This window comes from Coleofasciculus sp. D1-CHI-01, assembly GCF_040218875.1.
In the GTDB taxonomy this organism is placed as follows: domain Bacteria; phylum Cyanobacteriota; class Cyanobacteriia; order Cyanobacteriales; family Coleofasciculaceae; genus Coleofasciculus.
This window is the reverse complement of record NZ_JAVJQP010000031.1, coordinates 28,446-41,052: the sequence shown is the minus strand read 5'-3', so window position 1 is coordinate 41,052 and position 12,607 is coordinate 28,446. Positions and strand designations below refer to the sequence as shown.

The window sequence follows — 12,607 nt, the reverse complement described above, 5'->3', positions numbered from 1 at the left end:
GAAGCTGGGGAAGCTGGGGGAGCTGGGGGAGCAAGGGTACATTTTCCCTGAGCAAGGTGATGCCATACTTATGAAGGATGCTACCCCATTTCCTTGCACTTTATCCACTGCCCATAAGCCTCAAAGTATTGATGGCTCAGGATTTCTAGGTTGTGCAGCAAGCCCTAATTAACAATACCCGTTCACTCAATTGAATCGGGTCGCCCTCAACTTAATTCATTGGCTGAAATCCAATCCGCTTTTTTCACCCCCTTTACAACAGTTTGCTCTGCTATGCGGTACATTGTCGATCCCTCTCGCATCCCCCATGGAAAAAAAGCTCCCGCATCCGCTGGCTTCCCCCTTTTGAAGGGAAGAGGGGGATCTGAAGGGGGACTTTGATCTACTGTACTTTATTACAGCGCTTTGCGCTGTATCCCTTGGGTTCTGGTCTTCATCTGTCAATAATGGTGTCAATAAGGCTTAATTAACGTGAACGGTGGAGAACTCGCGAGAGCGAGAAGCAAGCTACATCCTTTGTAAGGGTTTGAGGCTTGTTTCCAAAACAAGCGTGAGCGTGTTGTTTTCTTTTGTCCGACTACTTAGTGAACCAATCAAGCTTTTAAAGTTGCCAAATAAACCTGTAGGGTTTCGATATATTCATCATCAATGATTTCAAACCCATTAGGAACTTGACGACTTTCTTCAATGAATCCATGTTCAGTAAAATAGTAGTCTCGAAAGAGTCCTCGCGTTTTGTAGACGACTTCATGTATAAACCCAGCTTCCTCTAATTCTGCTTCAGTTTTCGGGAAGTTTGCCATACTACTTTGACAAAAGATTAAATATCCGCCCGGATTCATAAATTTCCGGCTTTGTGTAATCATTTCTGTAATAAACCAACGGCGGTCAGGAGTGCCAGCTTTACAAAAAGGAGGATTACACAACACCAGTTCGTAACGCTCTGGTATAGGGTCAAAATGCATCCAATCCTTAACCCAAGCATGACGATAGCTCACATTATTCTCTTGGGCATTTTGCTTTGCAACATTGTTCACGTCCTCACTAATGTCTGTAATATCAATACTCCTCGCACCAAGTTTGAGCGCCAGAATTGCATGAATTCCCGAACCTGCGCCAATTTCAATAACGGATTTGCCACAAAATATATGGGGAACTCGAACCATGCCATTGGCTAAAGCATATCCATGAGGCGTTGGTTTCCAAGCCTCTCCGCTTAAGTTGATTTTGATAACAAAAGGGTCAAAAAAGTATTTGGTTAAGGTTTTTGGTTGGTTGGTAGTTGTCATGAGCAATAATGGGTGGATAAGGACATAGATTGAATTGGCAAAAACGCCAATTTAACAAGTGAGTTAGGCTTCAATTAGTAAGAACTTCAAGAATAATTGAGCTTCCGTTCACTCAATTGACCTGTTTGCAGATTGTATAGATGACATTTCTTGATCGGTAGCGAGTAGAGATGCAATGTAATGGCTTGCTGACTCAGAGGTTTAATCGAATGCCACGCCAGCATAGAATTCATCAGACGGGATTTATCTCCTTTGTGATAAATTATTCTATCAGTTTCACCTAAGCTGAAACGTTGATCATCATGAAGCGTTGGCTGATAGAGAGTTTCTTCAATTGTGCCTTCTACGACATAGATCCAACAATCTTGCTCTTGGTGATCATGAATTGGGCTAGTTTGTCCCTTCTGCCAACATAGAATCAGCAGTTCATATAAGTCTGTGCTGTGGACTAAATTGCGAGTATAAGACCGCTCGTTCCAGGTACAGTAAGGGTCTATACTATCTATGGGTATATCAAGAGACTGAATCAGTTGGTCATAATAGGATAAATTTTTGGTCGCCGGAATACTCAACCCATGAATGAGTTTTTCTAAAGAACACAGTTTTGAAGGGTGGCTTAAATTCATCGCAACAAAGACAACTAAAATTTACAACAAGTGTATGATGAAACGTCTAGCCAATTTACAGTTCTACTAAGTCAATAGAGAAGGGAAGACGGGAGCTGATCACCTTTGTAGGTTCTTAGTTTTCACGGTATGTGACGCAACGAAGGGAAGTAAGTTTTGAGTGAGAGATTGGGAAATTGTGTAGGGGCGGGTTTTACTACTATCTTTTCGGTTTGACCAAGATGTGACTAAACCCGCCCAGACGCGCCATGGCGCGTCTCTACGCAGGTTGATAGACTTCCCGTAAAAAGTTAGTTTTAGGTTGGGTTTCGTTCCTTAACCCAACGCAAGCAGTTTAGCGTAAACATTATAGCGGTTTCCCCTGCAATAAGGTACAACATCTCAGAAATTCGTTTTTTCATGGCTGCTATTGTACTTCATGACATCGTGAACTGCTGTATGTGCTTTCCCTGACATACTCCCAAGCAAGACTCTTGGGGAGGTTGAGCCTCCCCGCATCACCTTACCCTCAACTATAGTAAATACCCGAGTTGGCATTAGGAGTACAGTCAGGGACGATATTGCCGTAGCGTTCATCTAATAGCCAATATCCCTCTAAACCAGACTCATATCCGGTTAAACGCTGGTTCATCTTTTCCTTGATTTCCGCTTCAGAACGGGCGTAATTCCAGAGGCGAGCTTCAGCCATGTTACCGTAAAAATAACGACTACTGTCTCCATCTAAGCTACGACCGATATAAAGGGGAGTATGATTAACGATCAGATTTCCTCCCGTTGGTCCTTCTGCCTTCAGTTCTCCATTAATGTAGGTTTTGGCTGTTGTGCCATCATTGGTAATTGCTAAGTGATACCATTGATTCCATTGAATCGAACCATTGGGCGTATTTGGCGCTCCTGCATTCCAGCCGGCTGGAGTATGGAAACGGTGGTGAACATATCCGGCATTATTTAACCAGATATTAAAATTGCGACCCGGTTTGCCAATAACACCCTGCCAAGCTTCCTTCGGATCACCGGGTTTAAGCCAAACTTCGACTGTGTAGTTCTGCACCCGCAAACTGGCAGCCTCTGAGATGACAAGATAATCATTTTTACCATCAAAACACATGGTCGAATAGGTATCCAGTGTTTCTGGGGTGAGTTCTTCACCAACGGGACTCAAGGTTTTCAAGAAACTCAGGCTGGGGGCAAAAAAGTATTCCCCGCCCTTCATGTGCACCCACAGCTTAAACTTACATTCTGTGGTTGTTGATTCTCCCCAACCCGTGGGCCATTTATGAGTTCCAGCCTGTTGACCAATAATCGGATCAGGACCGGTATTCACATTGACAAAATTATTCTGATTTGCCCAAGACGCTTGCATGAAATTGAACTGATTTTCAATATTCCCCTGGAAGCATAAAAACAGCAATCCTGAACCCGATGATGATTCGCGGGTAATGTCATTTTCCCCATAACTAATCCCGCGACGGGCAATCCGATGACCTCGTTCTGTTTCTAAGGCTTGCTCGTAATTGACCGAAGACCCGACTCGTCCCGTATCTCCACGGGGATTCGTTTTGCGAACGTGAGAATGGAAGGGACATTTTGTGCCTTGGGTATCATCGTCAAAGCCAAAACTATTGGTATCGGATGAGGCAGGTATGGAAGAACGGGTGACGGGTGTGCCATCTTTAAACCGACCAACGGTCATCGCACCGGCTAAATCATTATCCACCCCTAACTTTTCTGCTAGTTGGCGCACTTCTTCATGGAACGCTCTGACATTTTGTTCTAGTTTCCGGTAGACTAAATAACTGCCGTAGCTATCCTCTGTTGTCCCATTGGGATCTTTGGCTAAAACCAAACTCAGTGACGCCCGGGAATCCCATTTTTCAAATTCACAGTTGTTATATTTATCTTTGAGAATATCCCGTTTCAAAAATAGGGGCTGACTCACCCCATCCACATAACCAAAATGTTCAATGGGTTGATTTTTCTCGTTTCTGAGAACAAACCCATCTTCCCGATTGACAATATCTGCTATCTTGAGCAGCTTTTGGGACATGCGGTTGACTTCTTGGAGTAAATCCACCACATCATCATCTGCCATCAAGACTAAGGCATGAATTTCATCCTGATATCCCGGTTCCCATTCTTCTACAACCGGATCACCCATCAAGTTCCTCACTGCATCGTTTTTCATGCCAAAGCGAAACGGTTGATCCTTGGGCGTGCGGAAGGGTTTAACTTCTAGATATTCATAACCAAACCGAGATAAAAAGAAGTTGGCAAAGAGACTTCCCTTGGCTTTGTACTTGCGGTAAAGTTCAGCTTCATCAGCCTGTTGCTTCGCCGAGGTCACATATTTGCGGGTAAACTCTTGAATCCATTTCTTGGCGGCATCGACTTGATCGGGTTTAAATTTTAAGAAGAGATGGACACTATGTTCTCGTCCATGTCCTTTAAGAATATTGCCTTGTAAGTCGGTGAGTAAGGTTTTGTACTTCTCGTCGGCTGGGTCAATGCCATACTCATGAACTGTGCTTAAATCTTGGTCAGTTAGTGCCATGGATATACTCCTGATTTTAAGGTGGGAATGACACTGCTGCCGTTATTGGCAACGGCAACAGTGCAGAATTACAGATGAAATGAATTTACGCTTCTAGCTTCACCATTGTGGCTTTAGACGGCTTACCGATGTCATTGACATAGAACATCATGTAATAGCCTGGAGGGTAAAGATTCGCGTTTTCCGGTGCGGTGAAACTAATCGCCGACGGTGTACCAAGAGCAACGTTATTAATCGTTGCTGGTGCTAACAGTTGTCCGTAATCTAAACTGTGGGTCACTGTTCCCAATTTCACCAGAACCAGTGAGCCATCTTGAGTGGCATCTTTGACGGTGATGCTGCCAGATTCACCATAGTTTAAAGTGGCAGGTGCCTGGGTAATTTCTGGACGCGCCCCGGGTTTAAACAGATAGGGAGGGCTGAAGATTTCGGCTTGCCAAATCTCTGCCGGAACAAAGGGTAAGGGGTCTTCTTCTGCGAAGTAACTATTTTTCGGGTCAGCGTAATAGTTTTTCAGGAAGCTGTCATACTCAGCCTCAGAATTAACTTTTCCTGAACCCTTGGGTTGATTGGGTTTATCGCTGAGTTTGGCTAGGACGTAGTAGTCATCGGCATCAGGTAAATCATCAACCCGAACCTTTCCATCTTTTGTCCGTGCCGCCCGACGGGGATTACCACCAATGCTTAAAACACGAGCATCGGGTAACAAGAGCGCCCCATTATGATAAAGCCGGGGAAGCTGAGCTGGACTCATGGATTTCGTCGTATAGCCCCCTGGTGCATTCTCATCGGGTGTCATCAGCACCGGTTCATAAATGGGATCATATTCGGCATATTCACCCCCATTAATCACCAAGACTTCTTTTGTGGGTAGAATCACCGCCATATTCATGGCGCGGGGTTGATCCAAAAAGTTGTCTATAGCTTCCCATTTCCCATAGGTTTCACCTGAATTTTCCGGGGAAATCCAACGTTCCAAGCTGGTGGAAATCCGCGCACCTTTTGCCTTGAGTGACTCATTCAAGTCCGGGAATTGGGGCCAGCCGTAGGCAATGCTATTCGTGTCTACCAAACCGCCTACCAGTAGCACATCACCTTGGTAATAGGGGTCAAGGAGTCCACTTCCATACACCTTAGACAGTTCCTTGCGGTCAGCTGCTACGTCAAATTTGACATCCAATTTGCCATTACCGTCATCAATGACGGACATCAAATAACTCTTGTTACTGGCGTGAATTTCTAAGGGGAATTTCCCTGCACCATCACCCGTAATCATTAACCGACCATCGGCAGTGGGAAAGATACGGGGATAAACATCGATACTATCGTAAGCATCGATTTTCTTGGTAATTTGTTTGCCGTTGTACTCGTACTTGTCTTCGTATTCGACTTTGACATTAAAGGGACTGTCTTCAATGTAGTCGAGGTCGATGTAACTCAGTTTCTTGGTTTTGGGGTCATAGATTTCAATCGTGTGAGCAATCTGACCCGGTTTACCAAATTTCAGTCCAGAGAAAATGACAATTTTGCCATCGGCTAGGGGGACTAAACTGGGATACCAACGTCCCTCATTGAACAAACCAGCGGTTGTCCATTTGTTTTCTTTCCAGTTGTAGATGTTGGTTTGTTTCGAGCCTTCAAAGTTTTCGCCGGGATAGTAGCGATTTGTGCCACTGACAAACAAGACATTTCCATCTAATAGATGGACATGACCAGAACAGAAGAGATCATTGCTTTGACCATTTTGGACAGCGGGAGGCGAATCGATGCGTTGATAGGTTCCCGTTTCCGGATCAAATAGAGACGTATTGTTGACGACATCATAATCCGTCGAATCAACCCCATCACTAAACTCAACTTTATCACCGTTTTTGATCAGGGTATTCCGATTACTACTACCGTTAGCAATCAGGACTTTCCCATTGGGCAGAACCGCTGTATGGACAGCTTGCATCCAATCGTCTTGGTTCGGGGGTAAGGGAACAGTTTCCCATGCACCGACTTCAGCTCTGGGATCATTAGCTTGACCGTAAATCGTAGCAATGAATTTAGTCCCATCCAGATCAGCGTCTTTTCTCGGACCGACGACAAAATCGACATCAGAGCCTTTCTTGACAGTAGCCTTGATATTGAAATTTACGCCCTGACTGTCATTCCCTTCAATCTTTTGTGACCAAATGCGCTCACCATCGACGAAGATATAACCTTTGATGCCATCACCACCGAGTTCGGCTTTTGCTAGTTGACCGCTAATGGTGATTTCACCATCGACTTCGCTTTTCCAGCGGCGAATGGGCCATTTTTTGCTACCCGCTTTACTGGGTTTAGCGGATTCTGGGGATAGCTTGGTATTGGGATCAACTTGCCAACTGCCACCCGTGTAAGCGGACATTTCCTCAAAGTAGGGAACGTACAGTTGATCACCAACATAGCCGTAGAACCAATTCTCTTTTCCTTGAGTTCCAGAAAACTCACTAATTGAATCGGCAATTTTCACACTGGGCGCTGCTTGCGCTCGTGCTGGAGTTGGATTGACAATTAATGCCAACAACCCCAGCATAAAAACCGATAGGAAGGCTAGGATTTTCTTTTTCTTCATGAATGATTTAGACTAAAAAACTGTACCAATTTGAGTCGGTAATTTGAGGTAGCCAACTCATCCTTATTTATGTTCAGATTTAGTTAGTATAGGATGTTTTGGCTACCTTTGGGCAAAAAAGTCAACTCATGATGACGACTAATCTAAACAGCGATAAAGTAGATTGTTTTGTAGCCGTCATCAGGTTTAAACGAGATTTTTTTCAAGTTTTTAAGTTGACATTTGCCTCAATTAGGTATAAGCACCGCCGCTACCGGTTGATGCTTCTGCCTTTTCCAAGACCCACCACTCTTGAGCGTTTTCCACGGTCGTAAAATAGCCAGGGTATTTGGTGTCCCGCGTCAATCGTTGATTCGTCCAGTAGAGGTTGGTCAGATAGACCTTATCCCCATAGCGAATCTTGGCATCACCACCATCTACTTTAGTAATCTGCCATCCTTGCATTTGCTGATTGTAGAGAGACCAGTAGTAGCAATTGTGCCGATCGCGAAAAGCTCCCAAGATGTTACCTTGAGCCAATCCCGTTTCAGTTGATAGGATTTGCACGATCGCGTTATGGGTCAGTTCTCCGTTGCCATTTCCCAGTTTCAGCTTCACCTGACCACTGGCGTCCAGCCGAGGGAAGTAATAACCAGAGTGATCAGCGCTGATTAGATACCGCCCATCTTGGCTTTTCAGGTAGAACTCTTCGCCAAATTTGATCGCCTCTTTCTTCGGTTCATGTTTCTGCACAAACTTAACCAAGTCCGCCATGGTGAAGTTATCCCCCTCACCTAAATAAGGCTTCCAGGGTTTGGGTGCATTCACATAAGATTCGGGGTCTTCCTTGAGAATCCGTAGCAATGTCATCGCCACAATCCGACCGCCCACCGGTCCCAGTTTACCGCCATGAGCTTCCGCCTCGGCTAAACAGTAAAACCAAAACGGTGTTTCCGTGAGTCCGGCGTCTTTCACCTTCTGGTGCAGGGGAATCGGATTCACCCCAAACGCCTTGGCGACTTCTTCACCACTGGGTAGACTATAGGACACCGCCCCCCGTAACAGATTCCGAAATGCCAGGGAATTTTCACCCCGATCTTTTGCCGCTTTGGGTACAAAGGGCAGATCATAGAATTCATGCGCCATCCAGGTATCAATCTTCCGCGCATTCTGGGGTTCAATTGAGCTATCCACCTCAAAGAAGAAACGCCAATCCACTATATTTTCAGGAGCGACGGGATTAAACACCGATAAGGCATTACCGGGTTTATCTTTGAAGTTCTCGAACAGGTCTACATTTAAACGATTGGCATTAATGTGGTAGTGGGAACGAGTCAACGTGTGACCAAACCGATAGGCGGCGCCAGCAAATTCTACAGGAATGGTTGGTGCATCACACCAGATTGGATCAGACTTGTAATTGTCACTGTCTAAAACATCCTGTACAGCTTGATCGAGAACCTCTTTGACAATGATTCGGGGCAAGAAATCATGGCGAACAATCCACTGATAATGCCGTTGCACCGCCCGTTTAGCTTTCTCGAATTCCACATCTTTATGTTGGACAGGTTCAAAGATTTCGATATCTTCATTTTCGATTCCCTCCAACACCGCGTTGTGGAATTTCATGAACAGCAACTGTAACTGAGAGATGATGCCGTTTTCATCATTGCGGGATTCAGGAATTAATGCCCGTCCTTCACGATTACGCGGCAGATCATTATCGGGATTGTTGTCACTGCCAATCAGAAAGAACTCTGGGTGTTTACGTTGATAAAGAAAGGGGATGGCTTCCGGTCCATCACCATAGACAGAATCTAAGTCAAATATAGGGGTGCGGATATTCGGGATTGACTCAACATCACCAAACACTTTGTTAAGACCGGAGGTAGTATCAAAGGTGATGTCATGGTCGATAAATTGACCCAAGAAGACGTAGCCATCGGGAATATCACTATCTCCTGAAGGATCTTCATTGTCCCCTTCGTCCATGCTGTTGGCAAGTTTTAGCAAGGCGTCTTCAACATCTTTGCGTTCGACGACTTGACCTTTCGGTAAGAGTCTGCCAAAAAATCCTTGATGTGTACCTTTCTGAGCTGAAGCCTCAAGGAGTTGTTGAAACGGGCTCATCCCGTGATGTTGCGGCATATTTTTTTTTACTACTATACGCTCAATTGTTCCGAGGTGAAGAGAGTTCAATCTCTTCAGAAACACTGTTGAAGATCAAGGGAAAAATACTGTATGTACCTGACGAACTTTGCAATACCCTGAAAAACCTATGCAGGTCGCGTTAACAATCGCGAAAGGCTGCACAGTGAGGTTATTTTCGTTGTTTCGCTTGGGGAACTCCAGATTAAACCAGCCAAGTCAAAAACATCATACTTAGGGAGATTTTTTTAACTCCAGTCAGTTGATGTTATATAGGCATTGTTTCACACATCGATTCATGTAACACAATCACCATTTTTATTTGTAACAAAATTTAATAATTAAGGTATTGGGAAAACATATTAATTATAGATTAATTTGTTCACAACTCATAAATTCATAAGAGTTGGTTGAATTGGGAAAGCAGTAATTCTAAGGCTTTGCCACGATGACTGTAGCATTGCTTTAGTTTACGACTCATTTGGGCAAAGGTTAATTCCTGTTCTGGCAGATAAAAAATCGGATCGTAGCCAAAGCCTCCTGTACCCAAGGGAGCCTTTAAAATTTCACCTCGGCACACGCCCTCCACTTCTGTTGCGATTGTGCCATGAGGACGAGCGATCGCGATCGCACAAACAAACTGCGCCCCTCGATTGGATGTATCCCCCAATTCATACAGCAAACGCTGAATCCGTTCAGCATCGGTTTTCCCGTAGCGTGCTGAATAAATACCCGGCGCTCCGTCCAAAGCATCTACTTGCAAGCCAGAATCATCCGCGATCGACCATTGACCTGTGGCTTGGGCGACACCTACCGCCTTGAGACGAGCATTCGCGGCAAAGGTATCGCCTGTTTCCTCAATCTCGATTTCCGGTGGTTTAAGCTGCAATTCCCAAGGCAAATCACCCAGATATGCCTGCATCTCGCGTAATTTACCTGGATTTCCTGTGGCAACAATTAGGTTGGTCATTTGTTATTTGTCATTGGTCATTTGTCATTCGTCTCATGTTTTTTGTGATAATTGAACGGTTAGGTAGGGGCGGGTTTAGTTATATCAGGGTGAAAACGAAACGTTAGTGGTAAAACCCGCCCCTACACAATTTCCCCATCACCCCCATCACCCCCCATCACCCCCATCTTCCCTATCTCCCTCTGCTTCCTCATCCCTGATTTTGATTTGCCCAATCTTTTGCCCAACTGAGGGTTTGACGAACTTGTTCTGGAGTCGAAGCTTCACAGTAAAGGCGTAAGACGGGTTCAGTACCACTGAATCGAATCAGTAACCAGCTACCATCAGCTAAGCGGAATTTATACCCATCAATGGTTAGACAATCAACAACGGCTTGACCATTAATCTCAGTGGGGGGTTGGGTTTGCAGTTGGTTGAGTAGGCGCGATCGCTCTTCCATTCCGGCTAAATGTAAATCAATGCGGTCATATACTGAGGTATAACCTGTTTGTTCTTGTAAGTGTTGGTAAAGTTGGCTTAAATCCATCCCTGATTCCGCGATCGCTTCCAACAGATATAGGGCAGAAAGTAAGGCATCGCGTTCTGGGATATGTGTCCCATACCCAATACCGCCGGATTCTTCACCACCCAGCAAGACTTGAGTAGATACCATGCGATCGGCAATATATTTGTACCCAATCGGGGTTTCGTGGAGGGGCAATTGATAAAGCTGGGCAATTTGGGGAATTAAATCCGAACCACTAATCGTTTTTACCACTTCCCCTGTCTCTTGCCGTCGGGATGCTAAATGTTCAATCAGAATAGGGATTAGAATTTGAGAACTGAGGAAATTACCTTGTCCATCGACTGCCGCGATGCGATCGCTATCTCCGTCAAAGACCAATCCTACCCGTAACGCACCCTCAGTTTGCCGTCGGTGGGTACGGATGTGGCGAAAGAGTTGAGACAGATAACGGGGCAAAGGTTCCGGCGCACCGCCACCAAATAAGGGATCACGGGAGCTATTGAGTTCCTGAATCGGTACATTTAAAATTTTGCTCAAGCCCCCTGCGGCTGCGCCATGCATGACATCGGCAAAGACAGTCAATTTACCTTGGCTAATCAAGTTCTGAATGCTAGCCAAATTTACTTTTGATCCCAGTGCCTCACAATAACTTGACCAAGGATCAAAGAATTGGATTTTACCTGGCGTTGACGCTAAAGCTGAGGGTTGAGCGAGTTGAGCTTCAATTTTTTGGGTAATTTCTGGCGGAACTGATCCCCCAAATGCCCCCTTCACTTTTAATCCCAGATAACTGGCTGGGTTATGGCTAGCCGTTAGAACCAAAGCCCCTAGAGCATTCTGGTTATTTGCTGCCCAGCTAAATGCCGGGGTGGGCGCGTAGCTTTCAGAAAGCAACACATCAAATCCCAGGGATTGGACAACCTCCGCCGTCTTTTTGGCAAAGGTTTCCGCCATAAAGCGCCGATCATAACCAACAACCACAGTACGGCTACCGCTGGTTTTGCCATAAATATCAGCCAGGATTTGAGTGGCGGCTGTCGCGACTAACGCCACACGCTTCATAGTAAAATCGGCGGCGATCACACCTCGCCAGCCGTCTGTGCCAAACTTAATTTCATTCATAGTCCCTGCTCAAAAATAAGAATAATTAAGATAAAGTGCTAAGACTGACGGCTGGATCTTAGCACCTGTTGCCCCAACTGTCTTGTTGGCTCGCGTTAGGGTTGTTGAATCTCAGAGATTGCCGCTTCCGGGAAATTTGTCAGCAGCGATCGCAGCTTCATCCGCGCCACATAAGGCCAACCCCCTAATTCTTCAATATCTTTGAGCAGCGCATACAGGGTTTGTCGATTGTCGGGTAACGAGTCTTGAAATAGACCATCTCGGATCTCGCGGTGCGCCTCTTCCAGCGTCCGCAGCAGAGCCAGCAGTGTTAATGTATCCCCTTTATGGCTATCGGCTAACGCCCAAATCTCCGTCCTTAGAGCTTGTAATTTGACCTGTAGATCCTGAGCATCTAACTCATCACTAAAATTCATCCTACCCCTGTCAATCTTCGTTGTTTCTTGCCACCCGCTTGATTGAAAGCGTAAAAGTGTCGCTTCCCGTGTACAATGAAGCGAGAAAAGCTAAGGTTCACGCCTTCGGCATCATGTAGGGAACAAGGCTTGAGTAAGCCACCGTTCGATCTACTAAGCGATCACCGATAACCAGCGTGTGACCAAAACTATACCATGGTGTCAACGACCGCACACCTAATCGCCGGATCAGGTGTAGGCTCTTCAAAGCCTGTTGACCATGGGAGTAATCCCAGTGCGGTAATTTTGTCGGGCGTTGCCCACCTGCTTCGCTATCGGACGCTGAACCTCCGGGTTCTCCTCGTCCGCGCCTTTGCCGCATTTCATTTAAGGTGGAGTGAATTTAGGGTGACTTTCGTTGAT

The 12,607-nt window shown here is 45.5% G+C and carries 9 protein-coding genes; all 9 read right to left on the bottom strand.

What is annotated here, in order from left to right:
* Window positions 1-593: 593 nt before the first annotated feature.
* A complete protein-coding gene (locus RIB93_RS06515) occupies window positions 594-1,289 on the bottom strand; it encodes a methyltransferase (RefSeq protein ID WP_446371426.1) in 696 nt (231 codons plus the stop codon).
* An 86-nt stretch (window positions 1,290-1,375) separates the two neighbouring features.
* Window positions 1,376-1,915, bottom strand: coding sequence for a cysteine dioxygenase (locus tag RIB93_RS06510; protein WP_446371424.1), 540 nt, complete (start codon window positions 1,913-1,915; stop codon window positions 1,376-1,378).
* A gap of 508 nt (window positions 1,916-2,423) precedes the next feature.
* Window positions 2,424-4,466, bottom strand: a complete 2,043-nt coding sequence (locus tag RIB93_RS06505; protein WP_446371422.1) for a Dyp-type peroxidase — start codon at window positions 4,464-4,466, stop codon at window positions 2,424-2,426.
* An 85-nt stretch (window positions 4,467-4,551) separates the two neighbouring features.
* Window positions 4,552-7,065 (bottom strand): galactose oxidase-like domain-containing protein, encoded by a 2,514-nt coding sequence (locus RIB93_RS06500; RefSeq protein WP_446371420.1) that lies wholly within the window; start codon window positions 7,063-7,065, stop codon window positions 4,552-4,554.
* Window positions 7,066-7,296: 231 nt separating this feature from the next.
* Window positions 7,297-9,174 carry a peroxidase family protein gene (locus RIB93_RS06495; RefSeq protein ID WP_446371418.1) on the bottom strand — a complete coding sequence of 626 codons (1,878 nt, stop codon included), beginning with the start codon at window positions 9,172-9,174 and terminating at the stop codon, window positions 7,297-7,299.
* A 415-nt stretch (window positions 9,175-9,589) separates the two neighbouring features.
* Window positions 9,590-10,162 (bottom strand): RdgB/HAM1 family non-canonical purine NTP pyrophosphatase, encoded by a 573-nt coding sequence (rdgB, locus tag RIB93_RS06490; RefSeq protein WP_446371416.1) that lies wholly within the window; start codon window positions 10,160-10,162, stop codon window positions 9,590-9,592.
* 190 nt (window positions 10,163-10,352) lie between these two features.
* On the bottom strand, window positions 10,353-11,789 hold the full coding sequence (locus RIB93_RS06485) for a phosphoglucomutase/phosphomannomutase family protein (protein WP_446371414.1): 1,437 nt from the start codon (window positions 11,787-11,789) through the stop codon (window positions 10,353-10,355).
* Between the two features lie 95 nt (window positions 11,790-11,884).
* Window positions 11,885-12,205 carry a hypothetical protein gene (locus RIB93_RS06480; RefSeq protein ID WP_446371412.1) on the bottom strand — a complete coding sequence of 107 codons (321 nt, stop codon included), beginning with the start codon at window positions 12,203-12,205 and terminating at the stop codon, window positions 11,885-11,887.
* 97 nt (window positions 12,206-12,302) lie between these two features.
* Window positions 12,303-12,566 carry a hypothetical protein gene (locus tag RIB93_RS06475; protein ID WP_446371410.1) on the bottom strand — a complete coding sequence of 88 codons (264 nt, stop codon included), beginning with the start codon at window positions 12,564-12,566 and terminating at the stop codon, window positions 12,303-12,305.
* Window positions 12,567-12,607: the final 41 nt, after the last annotated feature.

Coding starts and splice junctions, on each gene's coding strand:
- RIB93_RS06515 (WP_446371426.1), bottom strand. CDS start 1,289: ATGACAACTACCAACCAACCAAAAACCTTAACCAAATACTTTTTTGAC.
- RIB93_RS06510 (WP_446371424.1), bottom strand. CDS start 1,915: ATGAATTTAAGCCACCCTTCAAAACTGTGTTCTTTAGAAAAACTCATT.
- RIB93_RS06505 (WP_446371422.1), bottom strand. CDS start 4,466: ATGGCACTAACTGACCAAGATTTAAGCACAGTTCATGAGTATGGCATT.
- RIB93_RS06500 (WP_446371420.1), bottom strand. CDS start 7,065: ATGAAGAAAAAGAAAATCCTAGCCTTCCTATCGGTTTTTATGCTGGGG.
- RIB93_RS06495 (WP_446371418.1), bottom strand. CDS start 9,174: ATGAGCCCGTTTCAACAACTCCTTGAGGCTTCAGCTCAGAAAGGTACA.
- rdgB (WP_446371416.1), bottom strand. CDS start 10,162: ATGACCAACCTAATTGTTGCCACAGGAAATCCAGGTAAATTACGCGAG.
- RIB93_RS06485 (WP_446371414.1), bottom strand. CDS start 11,789: ATGAATGAAATTAAGTTTGGCACAGACGGCTGGCGAGGTGTGATCGCC.
- RIB93_RS06480 (WP_446371412.1), bottom strand. CDS start 12,205: ATGAATTTTAGTGATGAGTTAGATGCTCAGGATCTACAGGTCAAATTA.
- RIB93_RS06475 (WP_446371410.1), bottom strand. CDS start 12,566: ATGCGGCAAAGGCGCGGACGAGGAGAACCCGGAGGTTCAGCGTCCGAT.